The sequence below is a fragment of the Streptomyces sp. NPDC042346 genome (assembly GCF_055581845.1).
Genome location: NZ_JBVJEH010000007.1, coordinates 16,344 through 38,053, shown reverse-complemented (window position 1 = coordinate 38,053; position 21,710 = coordinate 16,344). Strand labels below are relative to the sequence as shown.

Sequence of the window (21,710 nt, the reverse complement as noted above, 5' to 3'; positions counted from 1 at the left end):
GCCCCGAGCCTCACGGCCCCGGCCCCGGCCACCGCTCCATGACCGGCCGACCGTCGAGGCCCCGCGAGGCCGATACGGGGAAGGCCCGCAGGCCGACCCGCCCCTCGACGCGACGGAGGTCCCCCCAGCCGTACGCCCGGGAGTCGTCCGAGAGATCGGGGTTGTCCCCCAGGTAGAAGAACGCGCCCTCGGGCACGGTCACGAGCTCCGGCCGCGCCGACCGCGTGCCGTCCGGTGCGCAGCAGGCTCCCGTGCGGTGCGCCTGCGCCGCCCACTGCGCCGCCGCCAACCGGCGGACCGGGCCCTGACCTCCCTCCTGGAGGAGGACGTCGAAGGGCCGTTCCGGCGTGGAGGCGATGGCGACCCGGTCGCCGGGCAGCCCGATCACCCGCTTGACGAGCAGCGCGTCCCTGCCGGTCGCCCGGAGCAGGACGACGTCGAAGCGACGCGCCTCGCCCGTCGAGCCCGGCGCGACGAGCACCCGGTCCCCCTCCTTGAGGGTGGGGGCCATGCTGGTGCCGTCGACGCGGACGCTCAGCGCCGTGACGGCCACCGCCGCGAGGAGGCAGAGCAGGGCACCGGTACCGAGGACGGCGCCGGCCGCCCGGCGCGCGCTCACCGGCGGTCGGCGGAGTCCGTGGTCCGGTCGGCGCCGGACCGGTCGATTGCGGTCATGGCGGGACGGTAGGCCCGGCGGCGGGCGGCGGCCGTGACCGTACCGCTCACGGTTCCTGACCGTGCGCCGCGACCGTCACACACCCACCAGAGTGACCTGCGTCACGTCGTGTCACAGGGTCCGATCGAGCGGTGTCTTGTGCACGAACCGCTGGAAACGAAGGAGACACCGCGATGGGGAACACCGAGATCGTCGTGATCGGCGGCGGGTACGCCGGAGTGATGGCCGCGAACCGCCTGACGCAGCGCGCCGACGTGACCGTGACGCTGGTCAACCCGCGCCCCGACTTCGTCGAGCGGATCCGCCTGCACCAGCTCGTCGGCGGGTCCGACGACGCCGTCGTCGCGTACACCGAGGTCCTGCGTCCCGGCGTCGGCCTGCTGGTCGACTCCGTGACACGGATCGACGCGGCCGGGCGCGGCGTGACGCTCGCGAGCGGCGACACCGTCCGCTACGACTACCTGGTCTACGCGGTGGGCAGTGGCAGCGCCGACCCGCGCGTGCCCGGAGCCGCCGAGTTCGCCTATCCGATCGCCGACCTGGAGGAGGCGCAGCGGCTGCGGCCGGTCCTCGACGCCGCGCCCATGACGGCCCCCGTGACGGTGGTCGGTGGCGGTCCGACCGGCATCGAGACCGCCGCCGAGCTGGCGGAGGCGGGCCGCGCCGTGACCCTGGTCTGCGGGAAGGTGCTCGGCCCGTACCTGCACCGGCGCGGCCGCCGCTCGGTCGCCAAGCGGCTCGCGGCCCTCGGGGTGACCGTCGTCGAGGGCCCCGGCGCGAAGGTGACGGCCGTGACGCGCGATGCCGTGCGGCTCGACGACGGCCGTGCGCTGCCGAGCACCGTGACCATCTGGACCGCCGGCTTCGGCGTGCCGGACCTGGCCGCGCGCAGCGGGCTGAGCACCGACGCCCTGGGCCGCCTGCTCACGGACGAGACGCTGACGAGCGTGGACGACAACCGCGTCCTCGCGGCCGGGGACTCGGCTGCGCCGTCGAACCTGCCGGCGCGGATGAGCTGCCAGGCCGCGACGCCGCTGGGCGCGCGGGCCGCCGACACGATCCTCAGCCGGATCGCGGGAGAGGAGCCCGAGCCCCTCAACCAGGTGTTCGCGGGCCAGTGCATCAGCCTCGGCCGAGGCGGCGGCATCTTCCAGTTCGCGCACCGGAACGACATCGCCCTGTGGTTCCACATCGGCGGTCGCACCGGCGCGAAGGTCAAGGAGATCGTGTGCAAGGGCACCGTGAAGCACTTGGCCGCCGAGGCGCACGAGCCGGGCGCGTACGGTCTGCACCGCGTCTCGGGAGGCGGCCAGCGCGAGAAGTTGCTGCGGGCCGAGCGCGAGCGCCTGGAAGGGGTGGGTCATGATCGGACTCCCACCGACGAAAAGGATCTTGCCGTGGATGCGTACGTACGGGCCGACGGCGCCCAGGGCCGGCCGACGGGGAGCGGGGTGAAGGCATGACCGACCCCACCGCCGACCGGGCGACCGAGATGTTCGTCGCCCACCGCAACCTCCTCTTCACCGTCGCCTACGAGATGCTCGGATCGGCGGCCGACGCCGAGGACGTCCTCCAGGAGACCTGGCTGCGCTGGGTCGAGGTCGACCTGGAGCAGGTACGCGACGAGCGCGCCTATCTGGTCCGGGTCACGACCCGCCAGGCGCTCAACCGGCTGCGCAGCGCCACTCGGCGCAGGGAGTCGTACGTGGGCCCCTGGCTGCCCGAACCGATGCTCACGACGCCGGACGTGGCCGAGGACGTGGAGCTCGCCGAGAGCGTGTCGATGGCGATGATGCTCGTCCTGGAGACGCTGTCGCCGACGGAGCGCGCCGTCTTCGTCCTCCGCGAGGCCTTCGGCTTCGGGTACGAGGAGATCGCGGCCGCCGTCGACAAGACCCCCGCGGCCGTCCGTCAGATCGCGCACCGCGCGCGCCGGCACGTCGACGCCCGCCGCCCCCGCCGGACGGTCTCGGCGAGCGAGACCCGGACGGCCCTGGAGTCGTTCCGGCGCGCGTTCGAGACCGGGGACGTGCAGGGCCTCCTCGACGTCCTCGCGCCCGAGGTCGTCTACATGGGCGACGGCGGCGGGGTCAAGCACGCCGCCCTGCGGCCCGTCCTCGGGGCCGACAAGGTGTCCCGTCTCATGGCGGGCTTCACCGGCAGGGCCGGCGGGGCCGGCATCGCGCTCACCCTCGGCCCGACCGTGGCCAACGGCAGCCCGGCGCTCCTCGTCCACCTGAACGGCGAGGTCGACGGCGTCATGGCGGTCCACGTCGAGGACGCCCGGATCACGGGCATCTACTTCGTCCGCAACCCGGAGAAGCTGTCCCGCGCCACGTCCGAGACGCCGCTCACCCTGCACTGAGCTCCCGTCGGCGACTCCCGCCGGCGAGGAGCCTCCTCACCCACCGCCCCGGGCCCGGAAGGCCCGGGGCGTCTCGCCGGTCCAGCGCCGGAACGCCCGATGGAACGCGCTGGGTTCCGAGAAGCCGAGCTGCCGTGAGAGCCGCTCGATGGAGACCCGGCCGCCGGCGAGTGCGGCGAGGGCGTGGTCGCGGCGCACCTGGTCGCGCAGCCGCTGGTACGTGGTTCCCTCGGCGGCCAGCCGGCGGCGGAGGGTCTGCGGGCTGACGGACAGCCGGTCGGCGAGCTGCTCGGGCGTCGGCAGCGGCTCCGCGGGCAGGGCCTTCCCCATCAGGTGCCGTACGCGGCCGGTCATCGCGCTGCCGTGGTCCGCGCGGACGAGCACGTCGGCCGGGGCGCGGCGGAGGAAGGCCCGGAGGGCCGCCGCGTCCCGCAGGACGGGTGCGTCGAGGTCGGCCCGGTCGAAGACGGCCGCCGTCCGCCGGGCGCCGAAGACGCAGGGCGCCCCGAACAGGAGGGCGTACTCATGGGCGTGCCGGGGCTCGGGGTGGGTGAACTCGACGCGTCGCAGGCCGATGCGGCGGCGGATGAGCCAGCCCGCGAAGCGGTGGGCGACGAGCACGGTGGACTCGGCGCCGAAGTGGAGCGGGTCGTCGTACCCGGCGACGTCGAACTCCATCCGCGCCTCGTCGCCCCGGCCCTCGTCACTCTCCCCGCCCTCTCCGGGCTCTCCGGGCTCCACGAGCCGGAAGCGCGGCCCCGAGGGGAAGAGGGAGTAGAAGGCCTGGCCGCGCCGGAGCGCCTCGCGCAGGTCCCGGCTGCCGTGGACGACGACGTGGCCCATCATCGCGAAGGTCCCGACCTTGCTGGGCGCTCCGCCGAGACCGATCAGCTCGTCGTCGAGGAGGGACCACAGCAGCCTGACGAGCCGTCCGAACTGTTCCGTCGGCACCCTGGCCTGCGCGTCCCCGAGGAGTCCGGAGGGCAGACCGGCCCGGGCGAGCAGGGACGCGGGGGCGACTCCGCGCCGTTCCCCGGCCAGCAGCACGGCCCGGACGTGGTGGGCGCTGACCGATCCCGTTGACACTTTCATCGCAAGGTGTCCATGTTCCGACACTCTACTCAGAACTGTAAGGCTGTCGAAGGCGTGATCCTGTGAACGGGGCACAGGTCACACCCGTACCGTCAGGTGCCAACACACCAGTGCGTGAAGGAAAGAGGGGCAGCACATGAGCGGAGTGGCACGCAGGACGGTGGTCTCGGCGGCGGGCGCCGCGGGCCTGGCGGCGGCGCTCGCGGCCTGCGGTGGCGGCGGCACCGAGGACAAGGGCACGGAGGAGCAGGCGGGCGCCACCCTCGCGCGGACCGGGGACATCCCGGTGGGCGGCGGCAAGGTCATCGCCGGTCAGGGCCTGGTGATCACCCAGCCGAAGGCCGGCGAGTTCCACGCCTTCTCGTCCAAGTGCACCCACGCGGGCTGCACCGTCAGCAGCGTCAAGGACGGCGTCATCGTGTGCCCGTGCCACCAGAGCCACTTCGACGTGTCGGACGGCAGCGTGAAGTCCGGCCCGGCGACCGGTCCGCTGCCGCCGACGCCGATCCAGGTGGTGGGCGACGAGATCAGTCTCGGCTGACGGAGCCCCCGGCCGGCCTCGCACGCCGGGGGGTCTTCCAGCAGCCCAGCACCTCGTCCGTCGTCGTGATCGTGGCGACGAGCGCGAGGGTGTGGCGGATCATCGCGGGGGTGTAGTCGGCCGGCACCCCCGCGATGGCGTCCCCGGGCACGACGACCGTGTAGCCGAGGTTCACGGCGTCGAAGACCGCGTTGGGCACGGCCACGTTGGCGGAGACGCCGGTCACGATCAGCGTCCGGCAGCCGAGGTTGCGGAGGAGCGCGTCGACGTCCGTGCCGGCGAGCGGTGAAAGCCCGTGGAGGCGCCGGACGACGATGTCCTCCTCCGTGACCTGGATCGGTTCGGCGATCCGTACGGCCGTGCTGCCGCTGTGCTGCTGCACCGGCAGCCGTGCGGCGGCCCGGAACAGCCGGGCGTTGCTGTTGGCGCCGCGCCCGTCGGGGCGCCGCTCGGCGACGGCGTGGATCACCTGGACGTCGGCCTCGTGCGCGGCGGCCACGAGCCGCGCCACGTTGCGCAGGGCGCCCGACCTGCGGGCCGCCGCGGCGAGTTCGGGCAGGGCGCTCTCGGCGCCGACGACCCCCCGCTGGCACTCGACGGTCAGCAGCACCACCCCGCCGTCCGGACGGATCGACTCCCCGAGCCGGTCTCTCGCACTCTCACCCATGGTCTCCCCTTGCCTGTGCGCGCATGGCCCTCCATGCTTTCTGACGTCTCATCAGAAATCCAGAAGGGTGCGGACGATGACCGTCGCACAGCGCCGTGGACGCCGGATCATGATGACCCCGGCGGAGCTCGACTCCTTCCTCGCCGAACAGCGCACCTGCCGGGTGGCGACCGTGTCCGCCGACGGCCGCCCGCACGTGAGCGCGCTCTGGTTCGCCTGGGACGGCTCCTCGCTGTGGCTGTACTCGCTGACGCGCAGCCGCCGTTGGGCCGAGATGCGTGCCGATCCGAGGATCGCGGTGGTGGTGGACGACGGCGAGGAGTACGGCGAGCTGCGGGGCGTGGAGCTGTCGGGCACGGTCGAGTTCGTCGGCGAGGCGCCGCGTACCGGCGAGCCGGTCCCCGCGCTCGACGCGCCCGAACAGCTCTTCGCCGCCAAGAACTTCGGCCTGGACGCGATGCCGCACGACGGCCGCCACGCCTGGGCGAGGCTGACCCCGGACGCCGTCGCGTCCTGGGACTTCCGCAAGATCTAGGGGGTGTCTTGTCGATCGGGCCGGATCAGGGAGCGGCGTCTGGTGCCATGGATCGCAAGGCGGAGGAGGGAGTCAACGCGGAGCGTTGGCGACCGACGACAACGCGGCGAGGCGCGGTGCCGGACGCCGCGAGCCCGGCCTGATCGACAAGCCACCCCCTAGGGGTGTCCGAGGGCCGGCCGTCAGCTCCCGAGGGGCTCGGCCGCCGCCCGCAGGGCCCCCACGACCGCCCGCACGGAGGGACGGCGGCCCGCGTCGGCGCGCCAGGTGGCGTAGATGTGGCGCCGCATCTTCTGCCGTACGGGCACGAAGACGACGCCTTCCGGCAGCGGGCGGCCGAGGCGGGGCGTCACGCACACCCCGAGCCCTGCCGCGACGAGCGCGAGCTGCGTGTGGTGCTCGCCGGCGAGGTGGCCGATGCGCGGCTCGATGCCCTGCGAGCGCAGCGTGAACATCAGCCAGTCGTGGCAGAACTCGCCCTCGGGCCAGGACACCCACTCCTCGTCGGCGAAGTCCACCAGGTCCGCCGCCTCCCGCCCGGCCAGGCGGTGCCCGGCAGGCAGCGCGACGTCCGCCGAGTCGTCCAGGAGATGGGCCCGCTCCAGGCCGCCCGGCACGGGCGCCCGCTTGTTACTCCAGTCCAGGACGATCGCGAGGTCCGCGTCGCCGCGCAGCACCGCGCGGACGCCCGGCTCGGGCTCCAGCTCGGTGGTTCGCACGCGGAGTTCGGGATGGCCGGCTCGCAGGGAGGCGAGTGCGCCGGGGATGAGCCCGCGGGCCGCCGTCGGGAAGGCCGCGAGCCGCACCTCGCCCACGACCCGGCCGCTCTGGGCCTCGATGTCGGCCTGGGCGAGCTGGACCTGCGAGAGGATCCGGGCGGCGTGCTCGGCGAGCAGCAGTCCGGCGTCGGTGAGCCGCACGCCCCGGCCGTTCTTGGCGAGCAGTTGCTGGCCCACCTCGCGCTCCAGCTTGGACAGCTGCTGCGAGACGGCCGAGGTGGTGACGTGCAGGCCGTCGGCCGCGCCGCTCACCGAACCGTGCCGCGCGACGGCGTCGAGGGTCCGCAGGCGCTCCAGATTCAACATATAAGCAATACTAAGGGGAGGGGTCGAAGAATTCTCACTTGTTCTACGAGGTCGGTGCCGTCACCCTGAGTGCATGAGCCCCGCAGCCCCGCCCTCCCCGTCACCCGCCCGTTCCGCCTCCCCCACCGGCGCCCCGCTCCCCTCGCGCGGCTCCCGGCTGCTCGACTGGCGCGTCCGCTTCGGCGCCCTGGCCCTCATCTGGGGGTTCAGCTTCCTCTTCATCAAGGTCGGCACGGAGGGCTTCGCGCCCTTCCAGGTGACGTTCGGGCGCCTCCTGTTCGGTACGGCGGTGCTCGCCGCCGCCCTGGTCGTGAAGCGCGACCGGCTGCCGCGCGGCGCCCGTGTCTGGGGCCATCTGACGGTCGCGGCGTTCCTGCTCAACGCACTGCCGTTCTCGCTCTTCGCGTACGCGGAGCTGACGATCCCCTCGACCCTGGCGGGCATCTGCAACGCGACGACACCGCTGTGGGGCATGCTGCTCTCGCTCGTCGCGCTCTCCGAGGACCGTCCGACCCGGGTCCGCGCCGCCGGTCTGGGCATCGGCTTCATGGGGGTGCTCACGGTGCTCGGCGCCTGGCAGGGCTTCTCCGGTCTCGACGTGACGGGCACGGCGCTGGCCCTGCTGGCCTCCTTCAGCTACGCGGTGGGCTGGATCTACGTCCGCAGGACGCTGAGTGACACGGGCGTCTCGCACCTCGCGCTCGCCGGTTCGCAGGTGGGCCTCGCGACGCTCCAACTGGCCGTGGTCACGCCCCTGTTCACCTCGATGCCGGAGTCGGTGGAGGTCGTTCCGCTGCTCGCCGTGATCGCGCTCGGCGCACTCGGCACGGGGTACGCGATGCTGCTGCAGTACGGCGTGGTGGCGGAGGTCGGCCCGACGACGGCCTCCATGGTCACCTACTTCATCCCCGTCATCGCCACGGCGGCGGGCGTGGCGGTCCTGGGCGAACAGCTCACGTGGAACACCCCGGTCGGCGCGGTGATCGTCCTCGCGGGAGCCGCGCTCACCCAGACCCGCACGTCTCGCCGTACGGCTCCGAGGACTGCGGCGACAACGGCCCCGCCGAAGACCCCGGCACCGACCCCCGCGCCCGACTTCCCCGCCGCACCACAACCGGCGACCCGCACCTGAGCACGCCCCCGGCCCGCACCGGGACAGACCGCACAGCCCTGCCCCTTACCCGTAACTCCGCGCGGGCGCCGGCCCCGCCGCCCGCGCGACCGCCTCGGCGAGGTCCTCGACGTCCCCGACGGCGAGGCCGGAGACGGTGACCCGGACGCCCGGCCCCGCGTTCATCCGGAAGCGCGCGCCCGGCGCCACCGCCCATCCGTCGGCCATGAGCCGCGCCACCGCGCCCGTCTCGTCCGCGACCGGCACCCAGACGTTCATGCCGCTGCGCCCGTGCGCCTCGACGCCCCGCCGGGCGAGCGCCCGCACCAGGCCGTCGCGCCGCTTCCCGTACGAGCGGGCGACGGCGGCCGGGTCGACCGCCTCCGTCGCCCACAGGTGGGCGACGGCCTGCTGGAGCAGCCGACTGACCCAGCCGGGGCCGAGCCGCTGCCGTCCGAGGACCCGGTCGACGGTCTCCGCGTCGCCGGTGAAGGCCGCGATCCGCAGGTCCGGCCCGTACGCCTTCGCGACCGAGCGCACGAGCACCCAGCGGTCGGTGACCCCGGCGAGCGGATGGAGGGGCTGCGCGACGATCCCGTGCCCGTGGTCGTCCTCCACGAGCAGGACGCCGGGGTGCGCGGCGAGGACCCGCCGCAGCTCCCGCGCCCGCTCCTCGGTCACGCACGCCCCGGTCGGGTTCTGGGCCCGGTCCGTGACGATCACCGCCCGGGCTCCGTCGCGCCGGATCGCCCGCTCGACCTCTTCCGCCAGCGGCCCCTCGTCGTCGACGGCGACGGGCACGGGCCGCAGCCCGAGCGCCGGTACGAGGTCGAGCAGGCTGCCCCAGCCCGGGTCCTCGACGGCGACGGCGTCCCCGGGCCTGAGGTGCACGGCGAGCACCCGCTCGATGGCGTCGAGGGAGCCCGAGGCGACGCCGACCGGCCCGACGGGCACGCCGTCCGTGTCGAAGGCGGCCCGCGCGAGCCGCCCGAACTCCTCGTCGACAGGGGCCTCTCCGTACAGCCCGGGCCGCTCGGCGTACCGCCGCCCGACCTCGGCGAAGGCCTCGCCGAGCGGTGGCAGCAGTGCCGTGTCGGGGCTTCCGTTGCTCACGTCCCGGACCCCGGAGGGGGCGTCCATCCGGATCGATCCGCGCGCGGTGGTGGCGGGCCGTGGCCGCACCCGGCTCCCACGCCGGCCGTCCGTCTCGATGACCCCGCGCTCGCGCAGGGTGCGGTAGGCGGCGGCGACCGTATTGGCGTTCACCCCCAGGGTCAGCGCCAATTCCCGCATGGGCGGCAGCAGTTGCCCGGGCTCCAGAGCCCCTGCGCCGACCCCGCGCTCGACGCTGGCGGCGATCTCCGATGCGCGACGACCTTCGATCCGATACTCTCCTAGCACAAAAGTGATTATGCACTAGTGCAATGGAGTTCGCAATGACCACCGCCGCCGACAGCGACACCAAGACCGACAGCGGCACCGGCACCGGCACCGCCTACGCGCCGACCGACCGGACCGTCCCCACCCGCAACCGCGACCGCGCGTCGTACGACAAGGACCTGGTCCACTCGATACTCGACGGGACCTCCCTCTGCCACCTCGGCTTCGTTCGCGACGGCGCGCCGGTCGTCCTCCCGACGCTCTACGGCCGTGTCGGCGACCGGCTCTACGTCCACGGCTCCACCGGCTCGCGCCCCCTGCGCACGGCGGGCGACGGCGTGCGGGCCCCCGGGCTGCCCGTCTGTCTGACCGTGACCCACGTCGACGGCCTGGTGCTCGCGCGCTCCGCCTTCCACCACTCCATGAACTACCGCTCGGTCGTCGTCCACGGCACCGCCCACCAGGTCACCGACCCCGAGGAGCTGCGGACGGCCCTCGACGCGCTCGTCGACCACGTCGTCCCGGGCCGCTCCCGCGACTCGCGCCCGGCGAACGCCAAGGAGCTCGCCGCCACCGCCGTGATCCGGCTCGACCTGGACGAGGTCTCGGCGAAGGTCCGCGCCGGCGGCCCCAACGACGACGCCGAGGACCTCGGTCTCCCCCACTGGACCGGCGTGGTCCCCGTCCGCACGGTCCACGGCACCCCGGTCCCGGCCGACGACCTCGACCCGGCCGTCGCCCTGCCCGACTACCTCTCCGCGCTCTGAGGACGGGAGCACCACGATGCTGATCCACCCCTGGGACGCCGCCCACGACGAGGGCGAGTGGCGCGACTGGCTCGCCCGCCACGACTTCGGCCAACTCGCCGTCAACGGCCTGCCCGGCGAGCCTCCGTGGGTGCAGCCGATGCACTTCCGGTACGAGGACGGGCCCGGCCCGTACGGCCGCGTCCTCGCCCACCTGGCCCGCCCCAACCCCGTGTGGCGAGCCGTCGAGGCGCAGCCGACGGTGCTCCTGAGCGTGGTCGACGACTACGTCTTCGCGCCGGGCCCGTGGACGGCCCCCGAGGGCACCCCGCCCGCGCACGGAACGCCGACCTCGTACTACGCCGCCGTCCAGCTGCGATGCACGGCGCACGTCGTCGACGACCCGGCGGAGAAGGCCGAGCTCCTCAACCGCCAGGTCGCCCACTTCCAGCCGGACGGCGCCACTGCCCTCGCGGCCCCGGGCGAGGCCCCGTTCGGCCGCCTCCTCTCGGGCATCCGCGTCCTGGACCTGGAGGTGACCCAGGTGCGGGCCAAGTTCAAGTACGCGGGCAACAAACCGCAGGAGGTCCAGGACCGGATCGCGGACCGGCTGGCCGAACGCGCGGGCCCCGGCGACCTCGCGGCCCGCGCCCACCAACTGCGCCGGCGCACCACGAGCTGACCGGGGCGCGGCCACGCATTACACCGCCACGGCCTCCACGGCCTCTTCCCGCCGCCGTACCGCCGCCGTCCTCGCCTCGGCGAAGGCGAGGCCGGTGACGGCGGCGAGCAGCAGCAGGGTCCCGAGGACGATCGCTCCGGTGAGCCGCTCGCCCAGGAGCGAGACGGCGATCAGGGCCGCGCTCACCGGCTCCAGGAGCATGATCACGGAGACGGTGGCGGCCCGGACGACGGCCGCACCGGCGAAGTAGAGGGCGTACGCGAGGGCGGTCGGCACGGCCGCCACGTACACCAGCAGGAGAACGACCCGCACCGGCGCGTCGGTGTGCGGTACGAGTCCTTCCGCGGCTGCCAGCGGCAGGAGGCCGACCGCTCCGATGGCGAAGGCCCAGGTGGTCGTAGCGAGGGCGTCCGTCCCGCCGCCGTCGCGGCCGAGCCACCGGGTGAGCAGGGTGATCGCGGCGTACCCGGCCGCCGAGACGACCGCGAGGATCACGCCGAGCGGCCGCACCTCCGCGGCCCCGCCGCCCAGGACGAGGACGGCAAGACCGGCGAGGGCCCCGGTGGCGGCGACGACGCCGCCGCGGCCGAGGCGTTCGCCCATGGTCAGCCGGGCGCCGACGGCGATGAGGACGGGCCCCGCCCCCAGGGTGACGACGGTCCCGACGGCGAGGCCGGTGTTCTGGACGGCGGCGAAGTAGGCGCTCTGGAAGACGGTCAGCCCGATCCCCGTACCGAGGATGCGGGCCGTCCGCCGGCCGCGCGGTTCCCCGGCGGTGCGGGCGACGGCCCGGCGGGGCCGCAGGGCCAGTGCGCCGAGAAGCAGGACGAGCCCGCCGACGCAGCGCCAGAAGGAGAGGGCCAGCGGGCCCATGTCGCTGACACGGAAGATCAGCGAGGCGGCGGCACCGGCCGTGCCCCAGGCGATCCCGGCGACGATCAGATAGAGCAGGCTCCGCCCGACGGACAGGGCGGATTCCGAGGAGTTCGGCACGTGACTTCTCCGAGGAGGAAGAGGGAAGGGTGGTCGCTCGGCTCCGCGCGCGGACAGCGACGAACCGCTCGGGGCGGAGATCCGCTCACCCGAGCCCGGTCCTCGTCGGAAGGTGTCGCCGCGCGCGCTAGGCGGTGGGCGGCGGCGTCGAACGTGCGATCACGTGCATGAGCGCCACGCTAGGGGGCGCTCCGCCCGGCCGACAACTCCTTTTCGTCCCGCCCGACGACTCCGGCCCCGGAATCGCCCCCGGAGGCCGCCACGGGATCGGCCGGCGGCGCCTTGGGCGTCGAGGACTGCGCGATGAAGGCCCCGACCAGGACCAGCGCTCCGCCGAGGATCTGCGGCGCGTCCAGGTGCTCGCCGAGCAGCACCCAGGCCAGGACGGTCGCGACGACGGCCTCCAGGCAGGCCACGACCCCCGCGACCTGCGGCGAGAGCCGACGGACCGAGATGACGCCGGTGACGTACGCGAGGACCGTGGCGATCAGCACGATCCAGCCGAGCAGCAGCCACGCGGGCACGCCGGTGCCGTCCATGTCGGCGCTGCCGCCGAGGATCGCCCAGTCCATGCCCCACGGGCGGGCCACGACGGTGAGGACGAGCGCGCCGATGAGCAGCCCGTACGCGATGACTCCGAGCGGATCGGCCTGCTCGGCCTCGTCGGACCCCTGGTCGGAGAGGACGAAGTAGCCGACCTGGCAGCAGGCGGCGGCGAGGGCCAGGAGCAGCCCGACGAGGTCGAAGCTCAGCCCGGACCAGACCTGGACGACGCACGTGAGGCCGCCGACGGCCAGGACGACGCCGAGGGCGGCGGCGCGGGTGACGGGCCGGCGCTGGACGAAGCGGACCCAGCCGAGGACGAGGGCCGGGGCGAGGTACTCGATGAGCAGCGCGACGCCGACGGGGATGCGGGAGATCGAGGCGAAGTAGAAGGCCTGGACACCGGCGACGGCGAGCAGGCCGAAGCCCACGAGGAGGGCGGGTTTGCGGCGCAGGAGGTCCCGGTGCCGCCAGGCCACCGGGAGCATGACGAGCGCGGCGCCGGCGACCCGGAGCCACACCACGTGGAGCGGGTCGAGTCCCGCCTCGATGAGCGGCTTGGCCGCCACTCCTGAACCACCGAATGCGAAGGCCGAGGCCAGGGCAAGTCCCAGGCCGGCGCTTCTCCCCTGAGACGCGTGCATCGGGCCATCATGACAGGACGCGGTCAGGTGCGTAACCCCCGTTACACCTGTTGAGACGGCCCCTCGCCCAAGGCCACGATCCGCCCCTCACCGAGGGCCTCACGACGCCCCTCACCGAGGGCCTCACCACGGCTCTCACCGAGGGCCTCACCACGGCTCTCGTCTCGAGCGTCGATACGGGCGACCAGCGCGATCGGATCGACCCCGGCCCGCCGCAGCACCTCGACGGCCCGGCTCTCGGGGTCGGCGGCGACACCGACGAGCAGATCAACTCCGCGCGCGCGTTCGTCGCCCCGCCCGGCGGCCCGCCGGAAGGCGCCCTCCAGGGCGGCGACCGCGGCCGGCGACCAGCCGGAGGCCCGTCCGCCGCCACCCTGCGGCTCGGCCTCGCGCACGGCGGGCAGCAGGCGCCGGGCACCCGACTGCTCGACCGAGCGCTGCCAGCGCAGACCGTAGCCGATGGACCGCTGGGCGAGGTAACCGAGGACGCGGGCGAGCTGATGGTCGCCCTCGAAGACGGCGCCGACGTCCGGGTCCGACTCGACGAGCGAGTGCAGGAGGTGCGCGGTGTCGATCTGACGGTCCCCGTCCCGCAGGGCTCTGCGCCGCGCGCCGGCCACGACCGCCGCGAGCGACGGCGTCAGGAAGGACGCGAGCTCGGCACGCGGGGCGGCGGGCTGCCGGGGCGGCTGGGGCAGTGACTGCTGGAGAGGAACGGGACGGTGCACCCTTCCACCTCATCAGGCCGGGGCGGCCGGAACATCACCAGGGAGAAGCATGTCCGCATCCCACCGGAGTTGGGCACGGGCGCACGGTTCCTCCTCCTTACGGAGGAGATTGCCCGCGTTCGCCTCCGGGGGCGCGCGCCGCCTTGCATTGCGCCCCCGTTGCAACCGCGGGCCCGTTGCCGTTCGTCTTCCGGTCGTGTTCTGGATGGTGGCCCTGCTCGCACGCGACGGCCGGCAGTACGTGTACCGGGTGTACGCACCCCGGGAGGCGTTGCCGGCCGACCTGTTCTGGGCCGCGTTCCACTGCCACGAGGAGGACGGGGGGCCGCGCGCCTCCGACTGCTTCGACTCCGCCGAGATCTGGTGGATCGGCGACGGCGCGGGGCCGGCCGCCGCAGAACTGACGGTTCATCAGTATTGAATGTTCACGCCCGCCCGGCTACGTTCCGCGACACCGGAACCAGTTGGCACGCCTGAAGGAGTGGTCGCATGGCCGAAGTCAGCGCGGAGGCACGGATCGAGGCCCCGGCCGGAAAGGTCTGGGCGCGCCTCATGGACTTCCCCTCGTACGGCGAGTGGAACGCCACGCACACCAGCTTCCCGAGCGGCGGCCCGGCGGCCCTGGAGGCGGGAGCCACCTTCACCGAGAACATGAAGCTGATGGGCTTCCCCGCCGAGGTGCTCTGGACGGTCGAGGAGCTGGAGACCGACCGGGCGCTCGCGATCCGGGGCAAGGGCCCGATGGGGGTGACCGTGACGACGCGCTACTCGCTCGCGGCGGACGGCGACGCGACGACGCTGCGGATCGACGGCGAGTTCACGGGGGCAGCCGTCTCCCTCATGGCAGGGAAGCTCAAGGACTCGGCGACGGCGGCGCTGACGGAGTCGCTCCGCAAACTGTCGGGCCTGGTCGCCTGACCGCACGCACGCGAAAGGGCCCCGCGGCACACGCCACGGGGCCCTCACACCATTCAGCCGTCACCCTTGAGACCCTCAGTCCTCAGCCTTGAGACCCTCAGTCCTCATCGGCAAGGATGAGATACAGCCTCTTGCGGGCGTCGTTGATCACGCCGACCGCCTTCTGCCGCTGCTCGGCCGTGCCGGTCTTCCAGACCTGCCCGAACGCCTCCATCAGACCGAAGCCGGCCTGCCGGATCTCGTTCACGGCCTCCCAGTCGACGCCGCGCCCGGCCTCTTCCCACGGGGCCTCCGGCCCTTCCTCGGCCTCGGCGCGCCCGGTGTCGGTGAGCGTGAACAGCTTCTTGCCGCCCTCGCTCGCGCTGGTGATCAACCCCTCGTCCTCCAGCATCTGGAGGGTGGGGTAGACCGAGCCGGGACTGGGCTTCCAGGCCCCGTCGCTGCGCTCGCCGATCTCCCGGATCATCTCGTAGCCGTGCATGGGGCGGTCCTTCAGGAGCGCCAGGATCGACGCACGCACGTCACCGCGCCGCGCCCTCCCCCGGCCACCGCCGCGACCCCGCCCGCCCCCGCCGAAGCCGCCCCCGAAGGGGCCACCGCCACCGAAGCCGGGCCCGAACGGCCCGAACGCGGCCCGCCGCCCCTCGCGGTCCCCACGAGGCCCGGGGCCGCAGCCCCCACGACCGGCTCCGTGTCCGTTTCCGTACTCGTGTCCTTGTGAACGCATCACAACGCTCCTTCCATCGGGTTTCCATCGTTGCACTGTCGCGATACCTCAACGATATATCGGAACTGTTCGTCGAGCAAGAAGCGACTACGGAAGTCGTGTGACCTGCGACAGCGAACCTCGACCGGTCGCCACCGAAGATCGACGCACGGCGATCCGTGCCATCCACGAGTGACTGCTGGGCAGTTCGTGTCGGTGAAGTCGATCGACAAAGGTCCCGGGTGACACGCCCAAGGGACACGCCCAAGGGACACGCACGCTGTTCTGCCAGTGGCAGAACACCGGCCGGACCGGGCTCGACGATCACTACAGTCCCGTCTCATGACGACGATCACGACACGTACGGTCGAGTACCCGGCGGACGGTTTGACGATGATCGGGTACCTCGCGCTCCCGGCCGGTGTCGACCACCGGCCCGCGGTGCTGCTCGGACCGGAGGGCACGGGACTCAGCGACGTCGAGCGCCGCCGGGCCGATGCCCTCGCCGAGCTGGGATACGTAGCGCTGGCCTTCGACCTTCACGGCGGGCGCTATTTGGGCGACCCCGAGGAGATGCTGGCCCGTTGCATGCCGCTGCTCGCCGACCCGGACCGGATGCGGGGCATCGGCCATGCGGCGCTCGACGTGTTGCGCGCCGAACCGCGGACCGACCCCGACCGGATCGCCGCCGTCGGCTACGGCACCGGGGGCGCCATCGGGCTGGAACTCGGGCGCGGCGGCGTCGACCTGCGCGCGATCGGGACAGTCAACGCAACGACCACGGGCCGACCGGGCGAGGCGGCGCTCATTCGCTGCCCGGTGTGGGCCGGCGTCGGGTCGGAAGACCCGATCATGCCGCCCGCGCAACGGAACGCGTTCACCGCCGAGATGCAGGCCGCGGGCGTCGACTGGCGCCTCACGGTCTACGGCGGCGCCTTGCACGCCTTCCATCACCCGCCGGTCGACCACCCCACGGTCCCCGGCGTCGGCTACCACCCGCAGCACGCGCAGCGAGCCTGGCGCGACGTCGTCGACCTGCTCGCCGAGTGCCTGCCCGTGACGGAGGATCCGGGGGCATGACCCCGGCAAACAGCCTGGCGCCAGGCCCCTGACCGCCGGGCGCAGGACACCGTCCTAGGCTGGTGGAGTAGTGGGGGGCATTCGGGGGGGGCGACCACGAGAAGGCAGGTGGAACCACCCATGCAGGCGAGCGAGATCACCGAGATCCTGAGCCGACCCGTCAGCCAGGAACTCCTGGCCCGCGACATCACCCGACTGGCGTACGTCGCCCAGGACGGCACGCCCCGCGCCATCCCGATCGGCTTCTCGTGGAACGGCGCGGAGATCGTCATGTGCACACCGACGAACGCCCCGAAGCTGGCGGCCCTGCGCCAGAACCCGGCGGTCGCCCTGACGATCGACACCGAGGTGCACCCGCCGAAGATCCTCCTCCTGCGCGGCCGAGCCGAGCTGGACCTGGTCGAGGGCATCCCCGACGAGTTCCTCAAGGCGAACGGCGCCTACACGATGACGCCCGAGCAGCGGGTCGAGTGGGAGGCCGAGGTCCGCTCGCTCTACGACGGAATGGTCCGGATCGTCGTGACCCCGACATGGGCGAAGATGATCGACTTCGAGACGACCCTCCCGACCGCGGTCGAGGAGCTGATCCGGCGGCGAGACGAACGACACGCCTGACGACCGGAGACCCCGGTCGTGATCATGCTCATCATGATGACCATGATCACGACCGGGGCCGACGACGTCCTCTACACACAGCTCGCCACCGCCGACGCGGTGACCGGCCCACTCGCCACGGCCCTCACCGCGTGCTGGATCGAAGTGAGCGACGCCGGCGGCGCCGCCGGATTCCCCTTCCCTCCGGTCGATCCCGCCGAGGTCGCCGCCGCGGTCGACCGCATCGTCACGGGCCTCGACCCGGGGCACAGCCGCCTCGTCGTCGCGACCGTCGGCGGCGCCGTCGCGGGCTGGCTGAACCTCCGCCGCGATCCACACCCCCTGGTCGCGCACTGGGGCACGCTGCACCACGTCCAGACCCGCCTCCATGCACGGAGCCGGGGCATCGGAGCGGCTCTGGTGCGGCAGGCCCGGGTGATCGCCCGCGACGAGATGGGCCTGGAGCAGCTGCGGCTCGCGGCACGCGGTGGCGTCGGCCTCGAAGAGTTCTACGGCCGCCTCGGCTGGCAGGAGATCGGCCGCTGGCCCGGAGCCCTCCGGCTCGCGCCCGACGACGACCGCGACGAGGTCCTCATGATCCTGTCACCCCTGTGACCCGCGTGATGCGGCTGACCTCGGTGATCCGGCTGGCCCCTGTCACCCCTGTGCCCCCTGCGCCCGCCGCCGGGCCCGCACCGCCCGCACCCCCCGCGTGATCCCCCACCCCAGCAGCCACGGCAGCACCGTGATGCCGAGGACGTACACGAGGAGATAGCCCACGAGGTCGTCGGTACGGGTCGGCTGACCCAGCGGCATCACCATCGCGACCGCGGAGACCGTCACGGGAAGCAGCGGCAGCAGTACGGACCACAGCCGCGCCCGCAGGCCGGGCCGGAAGGCGCACCACACGCCCATCCCACCCATGACGAAGGGCCCGAACGGCACCCACAGCACCACCGGAACGAAGAACAGCGTCCACCAGTCGTCCGCGTACCCGAACATCATCGAAGCCCCCCGAGGCCGCCGTAGATCCCCCTCGGAGGACGCCGGACAACACGGTCCAGTTCTCCGCGATTGGCCTTGGCCCGTGCGTTTCCGCACCTTGTACGGTCGGCGGCATGCGGATCCGAATCGTCGACGCCTTCACCGACCTGCCCTTCTCCGGAAACCCGGCCGGCGTGCTCCTCCTCGACTCCTTCCCCGAGGACTCCTGGCTCCAGAAGGTCGCGGCGGAGGTCAACCTCTCCGAGACGGCCTTCGCCCACCCCCTGCCCGCCGGCGGCGAGGCGGACTGGGCCCTGCGCTGGTTCACCCCGACCACCGAGGTCGACCTGTGCGGCCACGCCACGCTCGCCACGGCCCACGTCCTGCACACCACCGGCGCGGCGAGCGGCACGATCCGCTTCGCCACCCGGTCCGGCGTCCTGGGCGCCACCGCCGCCGAGGACGGCACCATCACGATGGACTTCCCGACCTCCGCCCTCCTCCCCGTCCCCGTCCCCGACGGGCTGGCGAAGGCGCTCGGCGCCGAGGTCCTCGCCGTCCACGACACGTCCGCCCACATCGGCGACCTCGTGGTCGAGCTCCGCGACGAGGCCACCGTGCGCGCCCTCACGCCGGACTTCGCCGCCCTCGTGGGTCTCTCCTCTCGCGGGATCATCGCGACCGCCGCCGCCGCGAACCCCGATGGCGGCTACGACTTCGTCTCCCGCGGCTTCTTCCCCAACGTCGGCATCGAGGAGGACCCGGTGACCGGCAGCGCCCACACCGCGCTCGCCCCCTACTGGTCGGCCCGCTTCGGCCGCGACGAGCTCACCGGTTTCCAGGGCGGCGCCCGTACCGGCCTCGTCCGCACCCGGCTGCGCGGTGAGCGCACCCTGCTGACCGGCCACGCGGTGACGGTCATCGACGGCGATCTGCACGCCTGACGCAAAGGAGAGGGGCGTACGGCTCAAGCCGCACGCCCCTACCTCCCGCATCCCGTCACGTGGTGGGCAACCAGCCCACCTTCCCCGCCAGCAGCCCGTACCCGACGAAGGCCACGATGTCGAGCAGCGCGTGCGCCACGACCAGCGGCCCGACCCGTCCCCAGCGCCGGTACAGCAGGACGAAGACGACGCCCATCACCACGTTGCCGAGGAAGCCGCCGATCCCCTGGTAGAGGTGGTACGAGCCGCGCAGCACCGAACTCGCGACGAGGGCCGCCATCGGCGTCCACCCCAACTGCCCGAGCCTGCGCAGCAGATAGCCGACGACGATGACCTCCTCCAGGACGGAGTTCTGCACCGCCGAGAGGATCAGTACCGGGTACTTCCACCACACGTCCGGCAGGGACTCCGGCACGACCGTCAGGTTGAAACCGGACGCCTGAGCCGCCAGGTAGAAGGCGAGCCCCGCACTCCCGATCCCGGCCGCGACCAGCGCCCCGCGCCCCAGGTCCGGCCAGGGCCGGGTCCGGTCGAAGCCGATGGCCCGGAGTCCGACGCCCTCCCGCAGCAGCAGATGGGCGACGAGGACGACCGGCACCAGCGCCGAGGCGATGCCGAAGAGCTGCCAGGACAGGTCGAGCCACGGCCGCCCCGGCGCGTACGAGCCGTTGAGCGTCGCCGCCTGGTCCTTCAGCGCCCCCGGCCGGGTCAGGGAGCCGATGAAGCTGATGAGGGACGACAACGCGCTCGCGCCGAGCGAGAGCGCGAGCACGATGAGGGTCTCGGAACGCAGCACCTTCCGCGGCAGACCTCCGGGGGGCAGGGAAGCGTCCCTCACGTCTTGCTCCGACACCACACCTGTCTCCACTTCCCCGCCGCGGGCCCATGCCGTTCCGGCAGTCGCGTCCGGCCTCGACTACCTTGACATGATCACCCATGCCCGGGGATGCCGCCCCGGACCGCCGCCCCGAGCGCGTGGAACAGAGCTCAGCCGATCCCCACCGGCCAGGTGTGCACCGGCTCGCCCTCGTGCGTGAGCGTCCGGTAGCGGCGGGTGGTCGCCGCGAGCGCCGCCTCCCTGTCGAGGCCCGACTCCAGGGCCTGGTGGAAGGTGTCGGCCTGCCAGGAGGCGCCGTTCACCTTCCGCAGACAGCGCTGCTCGATCACCCCGAGGTAGAAGTCCCGGTCCGCCGGCTCGATGTGCCACGCGTCGAGACCGGCCGCGGCGAGCGGCAGCAGCTCGTCGAGGACGAGCCGTACCGCCGGCAGGGTCGCGACACCGCCCGCGCGGCCCGAGCGGGGCCACCGCAGCTCGGCCTCGATGCCGTGCCGGCACGCCGTGTCGAAGTTGGCCTCCGCGTCCTCGAAGGCCATCCGCTTCCAGACCGGCCGCGGCTCGTCGGCGAGCGAGCGCACGAGTCCGTAGTAGAAGGCCGCGTTCGCGATCACGTCGGTCACGGTCGGCCCCGCGGGCAGCACCCGGTTCTCGACGCGCAGGTGCGGGACCCCGTCGACCCAGCCGTACACGGGCCTGTTCCAGCGGTAGACCGTGCCGTTGTGCAGGACGAGTTCCGGGAGCTTCGGTACGCCGCCCTCGTCGAGCACGAGCAGCGGGTCCTCCTCGTCGCAGATGGGCAGGAGGGCGGGGAAGTAGCGGAGGTTCTCCTCGAAGAGGTCGTACACCGAGTCCACCCACCGCTCCCCGAACCAGGTGCGCGGCCGGACGCCCTGGGACTGCAGCTCGGGCGGCCGGGTGTCGGTGGCCTGCTGGAAGAGGGGCGGCCGGGACTCGCGCCACACCTCGCGTCCGAAGACGAAGGGCGCGTTCGCGCCGAGGGCGATCTGGACGCCCGACACCGCCTGCGCCGCGTTCCAGACGGCGGCGAACCGGGCCGGGGTGACCTGGAGATGGAGCTGGACGGAGGTGCAGGCGGCCTCCGGCACGATCGACTCCGAGGTGCACAGGAGCCGTTCGACCCCGTGGATGTCGAGGGTGAAGTCCTCGCCCCTGGCGGCGAGGATCTGGTTGTTGAGGAGCGTGTAGCGGTCGGCGGCCGACAGGTTCTCGAAGACCAGGTCGCTCTGGGCGAGCGTGGGAAGTATGCCGATCATGACGACGCCGGCGTCGAGCTCCTTCGCCTTGCGGTCGGCATATCCGAGTCCGGTGCCGATCTCTTCCGCGAGCCGGTCGAATACCCTCCCGCCGAGCCGGTGGGGGGCGATGTTCACTTCCAGATTGAACAATCCGAGTTCCGTCTGGAAATCGGAGCTCGCGATCCTTTCCAGAACAGGCGCGTTGAGCATCCGGGGCAGTCCGTCGGCGCCGGCGAGATTGAGTTCGATCTCCAGCCCCATGAGATTGCGGGGCCGGTCGAACCTCTTCTCCGCCAGCAGCCTCGCGAGCCCCGCGAGACACTGCTGGAGTTTTCTCCGGTACTGCTGCCGGTCGGCCGGGCCGAACCCGTCCGCGTCGACCTTCTCCCCCATCGAAGCCGTCCCTCCCGCCATGGGCGGCCGCGGCGACGGCCGCGCGTCACGGACCATGATGCCCACCTCTCTGATCCACAACGCCTGCGGAACGGGGCCGTCGGGCGATAGGCTGGAAGCAGCGCTCCACCGGCACATCCCGAAGGCATGACACGGTCGACATATACCAATGTCATATTGCCCCGGGGCAGGGGATGGGAATTCAGCCG

25 protein-coding genes are annotated in these 21,710 nt (G+C 73.0%); 13 read left to right on the top strand and 12 right to left on the bottom strand.

The window, feature by feature from the left end:
* Window positions 1-10 precede the first annotated feature (10 nt).
* Window positions 11-619, bottom strand: coding sequence for a signal peptidase I (lepB, locus tag ACZ6K0_RS26345; RefSeq protein ID WP_469232614.1), 609 nt, complete (start codon window positions 617-619; stop codon window positions 11-13).
* Window positions 620-849: 230 nt separating this feature from the next.
* On the opposite strand from lepB, the gene ACZ6K0_RS26340 reads away from it, so the two are divergent.
* Together ACZ6K0_RS26340 and ACZ6K0_RS26335 are read left to right on the top strand one after the other, a co-directional pair.
* Window positions 850-2,139: an NAD(P)/FAD-dependent oxidoreductase gene (locus tag ACZ6K0_RS26340; RefSeq protein ID WP_469232616.1), complete on the top strand. Its 1,290-nt coding sequence runs from the start codon at window positions 850-852 to the stop codon at window positions 2,137-2,139.
* Window positions 2,136-3,041: an RNA polymerase sigma-70 factor gene (locus tag ACZ6K0_RS26335; RefSeq protein ID WP_469232617.1), complete on the top strand. Its 906-nt coding sequence runs from the start codon at window positions 2,136-2,138 to the stop codon at window positions 3,039-3,041. Before ACZ6K0_RS26340 ends, ACZ6K0_RS26335 begins: the two co-directional genes overlap by 4 nt.
* 36 nt (window positions 3,042-3,077) lie before the next feature.
* On the opposite strand, the gene ACZ6K0_RS26330 is transcribed toward ACZ6K0_RS26335, so the two are convergent.
* On the bottom strand, window positions 3,078-4,133 hold the full coding sequence (locus tag ACZ6K0_RS26330; protein WP_469232619.1) for an AraC family transcriptional regulator: 1,056 nt from the start codon (window positions 4,131-4,133) through the stop codon (window positions 3,078-3,080).
* Between the two features lie 136 nt (window positions 4,134-4,269).
* Here ACZ6K0_RS26330 and ACZ6K0_RS26325 point away from each other — a divergent pair, with 136 nt between their 5' ends.
* Entirely contained in the window at window positions 4,270-4,674 is a 405-nt protein-coding gene (locus ACZ6K0_RS26325) for a Rieske (2Fe-2S) protein (RefSeq protein ID WP_376397164.1), read from the top strand.
* Here ACZ6K0_RS26325 and ACZ6K0_RS26320 read toward each other — a convergent pair.
* On the bottom strand, window positions 4,661-5,341 hold the full coding sequence (locus ACZ6K0_RS26320) for a cysteine hydrolase family protein (RefSeq protein WP_469232621.1): 681 nt from the start codon (window positions 5,339-5,341) through the stop codon (window positions 4,661-4,663). The genes ACZ6K0_RS26325 and ACZ6K0_RS26320 overlap by 14 nt on opposite strands.
* Window positions 5,342-5,417: 76 nt before the next feature.
* On the opposite strand from ACZ6K0_RS26320, the gene ACZ6K0_RS26315 reads away from it, so the two are divergent.
* Window positions 5,418-5,876: a pyridoxamine 5'-phosphate oxidase family protein gene (locus tag ACZ6K0_RS26315; RefSeq protein WP_469232623.1), complete on the top strand. Its 459-nt coding sequence runs from the start codon at window positions 5,418-5,420 to the stop codon at window positions 5,874-5,876.
* A gap of 182 nt (window positions 5,877-6,058) precedes the next feature.
* Here the strand turns inward: ACZ6K0_RS26315 and ACZ6K0_RS26310 are convergent, their stop codons facing one another.
* Window positions 6,059-6,961, bottom strand: a complete 903-nt coding sequence (locus tag ACZ6K0_RS26310) for a LysR substrate-binding domain-containing protein (protein WP_469232624.1) — start codon at window positions 6,959-6,961, stop codon at window positions 6,059-6,061.
* A 73-nt stretch (window positions 6,962-7,034) separates the two neighbouring features.
* On the opposite strand from ACZ6K0_RS26310, the gene ACZ6K0_RS26305 reads away from it, so the two are divergent.
* On the top strand, window positions 7,035-8,093 hold the full coding sequence (locus tag ACZ6K0_RS26305; protein ID WP_469232626.1) for a DMT family transporter: 1,059 nt from the start codon (window positions 7,035-7,037) through the stop codon (window positions 8,091-8,093).
* Window positions 8,094-8,138: 45 nt separating this feature from the next.
* Here ACZ6K0_RS26305 and ACZ6K0_RS26300 read toward each other — a convergent pair whose 3' ends face one another.
* Complete coding sequence (locus ACZ6K0_RS26300) at window positions 8,139-9,473, bottom strand: aminotransferase class I/II-fold pyridoxal phosphate-dependent enzyme (protein ID WP_469232627.1); 1,335 nt, start codon at window positions 9,471-9,473, stop codon at window positions 8,139-8,141.
* A 35-nt stretch (window positions 9,474-9,508) separates the two neighbouring features.
* On the opposite strand from ACZ6K0_RS26300, the gene ACZ6K0_RS26295 reads away from it, so the two are divergent.
* Both ACZ6K0_RS26295 and ACZ6K0_RS26290 read left to right on the top strand, forming a co-directional pair.
* Window positions 9,509-10,219 (top strand): pyridoxamine 5'-phosphate oxidase family protein, encoded by a 711-nt coding sequence (locus ACZ6K0_RS26295; protein ID WP_469232629.1) that lies wholly within the window; start codon window positions 9,509-9,511, stop codon window positions 10,217-10,219.
* Between the two features lie 16 nt (window positions 10,220-10,235).
* Window positions 10,236-10,880 (top strand): FMN-binding negative transcriptional regulator, encoded by a 645-nt coding sequence (locus ACZ6K0_RS26290; protein WP_469232631.1) that lies wholly within the window; start codon window positions 10,236-10,238, stop codon window positions 10,878-10,880.
* 18 nt (window positions 10,881-10,898) lie between these two features.
* On the opposite strand, the gene ACZ6K0_RS26285 is transcribed toward ACZ6K0_RS26290, so the two are convergent.
* The 3 genes from ACZ6K0_RS26285 to ACZ6K0_RS26275 all read right to left on the bottom strand — a co-directional run bounded on the left by ACZ6K0_RS26285 (window position 10,899) and on the right by ACZ6K0_RS26275 (window position 13,788).
* Window positions 10,899-11,873: a DMT family transporter gene (locus ACZ6K0_RS26285; protein ID WP_469232633.1), complete on the bottom strand. Its 975-nt coding sequence runs from the start codon at window positions 11,871-11,873 to the stop codon at window positions 10,899-10,901.
* Between the two features lie 179 nt (window positions 11,874-12,052).
* The gene (locus ACZ6K0_RS26280) at window positions 12,053-13,060 is read right to left on the bottom strand and encodes an EamA family transporter (RefSeq protein ID WP_469232635.1); all 1,008 of its coding nucleotides are present in this window, start codon (window positions 13,058-13,060) and stop codon (window positions 12,053-12,055) included.
* Between the two features lie 41 nt (window positions 13,061-13,101).
* On the bottom strand, window positions 13,102-13,788 hold the full coding sequence (locus ACZ6K0_RS26275) for a Clp protease N-terminal domain-containing protein (protein WP_469232637.1): 687 nt from the start codon (window positions 13,786-13,788) through the stop codon (window positions 13,102-13,104).
* 196 nt (window positions 13,789-13,984) lie between these two features.
* On the opposite strand from ACZ6K0_RS26275, the gene ACZ6K0_RS26270 reads away from it, so the two are divergent.
* Complete coding sequence (locus ACZ6K0_RS26270) at window positions 13,985-14,209, top strand: hypothetical protein (RefSeq protein WP_024756886.1); 225 nt, start codon at window positions 13,985-13,987, stop codon at window positions 14,207-14,209.
* Between the two features lie 68 nt (window positions 14,210-14,277).
* Entirely contained in the window at window positions 14,278-14,706 is a 429-nt protein-coding gene (locus tag ACZ6K0_RS26265; protein ID WP_376397196.1) for a type II toxin-antitoxin system Rv0910 family toxin, read from the top strand.
* Window positions 14,707-14,803: 97 nt separating this feature from the next.
* On the opposite strand, the gene ACZ6K0_RS26260 is transcribed toward ACZ6K0_RS26265, so the two are convergent.
* A complete protein-coding gene (locus ACZ6K0_RS26260; RefSeq protein ID WP_376397199.1) occupies window positions 14,804-15,433 on the bottom strand; it encodes a PadR family transcriptional regulator in 630 nt (209 codons plus the stop codon).
* A 321-nt stretch (window positions 15,434-15,754) separates the two neighbouring features.
* Here ACZ6K0_RS26260 and ACZ6K0_RS26255 point away from each other — a divergent pair, with 321 nt between their 5' ends.
* The 3 genes from ACZ6K0_RS26255 (at window position 15,755) to ACZ6K0_RS26245 (ending at window position 17,701) form a co-directional block, all read left to right on the top strand.
* Window positions 15,755-16,492, top strand: coding sequence for a dienelactone hydrolase family protein (locus ACZ6K0_RS26255; RefSeq protein WP_469232639.1), 738 nt, complete (start codon window positions 15,755-15,757; stop codon window positions 16,490-16,492).
* 120 nt (window positions 16,493-16,612) lie between these two features.
* The gene (locus tag ACZ6K0_RS26250) at window positions 16,613-17,107 is read left to right on the top strand and encodes a pyridoxamine 5'-phosphate oxidase family protein (RefSeq protein WP_376397204.1); all 495 of its coding nucleotides are present in this window, start codon (window positions 16,613-16,615) and stop codon (window positions 17,105-17,107) included.
* A gap of 42 nt (window positions 17,108-17,149) precedes the next feature.
* Window positions 17,150-17,701, top strand: a complete 552-nt coding sequence (locus ACZ6K0_RS26245) for a GNAT family N-acetyltransferase (RefSeq protein ID WP_469232641.1) — start codon at window positions 17,150-17,152, stop codon at window positions 17,699-17,701.
* 42 nt (window positions 17,702-17,743) lie between these two features.
* Here the strand turns inward: ACZ6K0_RS26245 and ACZ6K0_RS26240 are convergent, their stop codons facing one another.
* The gene (locus ACZ6K0_RS26240; protein ID WP_469232643.1) at window positions 17,744-18,091 is read right to left on the bottom strand and encodes a hypothetical protein; all 348 of its coding nucleotides are present in this window, start codon (window positions 18,089-18,091) and stop codon (window positions 17,744-17,746) included.
* Window positions 18,092-18,204: 113 nt separating this feature from the next.
* Here ACZ6K0_RS26240 and ACZ6K0_RS26235 point away from each other — a divergent pair, with 113 nt between their 5' ends.
* Entirely contained in the window at window positions 18,205-19,014 is an 810-nt protein-coding gene (locus tag ACZ6K0_RS26235; RefSeq protein ID WP_469232645.1) for a PhzF family phenazine biosynthesis protein, read from the top strand.
* 55 nt (window positions 19,015-19,069) lie between these two features.
* Here the strand turns inward: ACZ6K0_RS26235 and ACZ6K0_RS26230 are convergent, their stop codons facing one another.
* Both ACZ6K0_RS26230 and ACZ6K0_RS26225 read right to left on the bottom strand, forming a co-directional pair.
* Window positions 19,070-19,852: a CPBP family intramembrane glutamic endopeptidase gene (locus ACZ6K0_RS26230; RefSeq protein ID WP_376397216.1), complete on the bottom strand. Its 783-nt coding sequence runs from the start codon at window positions 19,850-19,852 to the stop codon at window positions 19,070-19,072.
* 149 nt (window positions 19,853-20,001) lie between these two features.
* A complete protein-coding gene (locus ACZ6K0_RS26225; RefSeq protein ID WP_469232647.1) occupies window positions 20,002-21,501 on the bottom strand; it encodes a glutamate-cysteine ligase family protein in 1,500 nt (499 codons plus the stop codon).
* Window positions 21,502-21,710 lie beyond the last annotated feature (209 nt).

Bases quoted from the DNA above. Each gene is read 5' to 3' on its own strand.
- ACZ6K0_RS26340 (WP_469232616.1), top strand. From the start codon at position 850: ATGGGGAACACCGAGATCGTCGTGATCGGCGGCGGGTACGCCGGAGTG.
- ACZ6K0_RS26335 (WP_469232617.1), top strand. From the start codon at position 2,136: ATGACCGACCCCACCGCCGACCGGGCGACCGAGATGTTCGTCGCCCAC.
- ACZ6K0_RS26330 (WP_469232619.1), bottom strand. From the start codon at position 4,133: ATGAAAGTGTCAACGGGATCGGTCAGCGCCCACCACGTCCGGGCCGTG.
- ACZ6K0_RS26325 (WP_376397164.1), top strand. From the start codon at position 4,270: ATGAGCGGAGTGGCACGCAGGACGGTGGTCTCGGCGGCGGGCGCCGCG.
- ACZ6K0_RS26320 (WP_469232621.1), bottom strand. From the start codon at position 5,341: ATGGGTGAGAGTGCGAGAGACCGGCTCGGGGAGTCGATCCGTCCGGAC.
- ACZ6K0_RS26315 (WP_469232623.1), top strand. From the start codon at position 5,418: ATGACCGTCGCACAGCGCCGTGGACGCCGGATCATGATGACCCCGGCG.
- ACZ6K0_RS26310 (WP_469232624.1), bottom strand. From the start codon at position 6,961: ATGTTGAATCTGGAGCGCCTGCGGACCCTCGACGCCGTCGCGCGGCAC.
- ACZ6K0_RS26305 (WP_469232626.1), top strand. From the start codon at position 7,035: ATGAGCCCCGCAGCCCCGCCCTCCCCGTCACCCGCCCGTTCCGCCTCC.
- ACZ6K0_RS26295 (WP_469232629.1), top strand. From the start codon at position 9,509: ATGACCACCGCCGCCGACAGCGACACCAAGACCGACAGCGGCACCGGC.
- ACZ6K0_RS26290 (WP_469232631.1), top strand. From the start codon at position 10,236: ATGCTGATCCACCCCTGGGACGCCGCCCACGACGAGGGCGAGTGGCGC.
- ACZ6K0_RS26280 (WP_469232635.1), bottom strand. From the start codon at position 13,060: ATGCACGCGTCTCAGGGGAGAAGCGCCGGCCTGGGACTTGCCCTGGCC.
- ACZ6K0_RS26265 (WP_376397196.1), top strand. From the start codon at position 14,278: ATGGCCGAAGTCAGCGCGGAGGCACGGATCGAGGCCCCGGCCGGAAAG.
- ACZ6K0_RS26260 (WP_376397199.1), bottom strand. From the start codon at position 15,433: ATGCGTTCACAAGGACACGAGTACGGAAACGGACACGGAGCCGGTCGT.
- ACZ6K0_RS26255 (WP_469232639.1), top strand. From the start codon at position 15,755: ATGACGACGATCACGACACGTACGGTCGAGTACCCGGCGGACGGTTTG.
- ACZ6K0_RS26250 (WP_376397204.1), top strand. From the start codon at position 16,613: ATGCAGGCGAGCGAGATCACCGAGATCCTGAGCCGACCCGTCAGCCAG.
- ACZ6K0_RS26245 (WP_469232641.1), top strand. From the start codon at position 17,150: ATGATCACGACCGGGGCCGACGACGTCCTCTACACACAGCTCGCCACC.
- ACZ6K0_RS26240 (WP_469232643.1), bottom strand. From the start codon at position 18,091: ATGATGTTCGGGTACGCGGACGACTGGTGGACGCTGTTCTTCGTTCCG.
- ACZ6K0_RS26235 (WP_469232645.1), top strand. From the start codon at position 18,205: ATGCGGATCCGAATCGTCGACGCCTTCACCGACCTGCCCTTCTCCGGA.
- ACZ6K0_RS26225 (WP_469232647.1), bottom strand. From the start codon at position 21,501: ATGGGGGAGAAGGTCGACGCGGACGGGTTCGGCCCGGCCGACCGGCAG.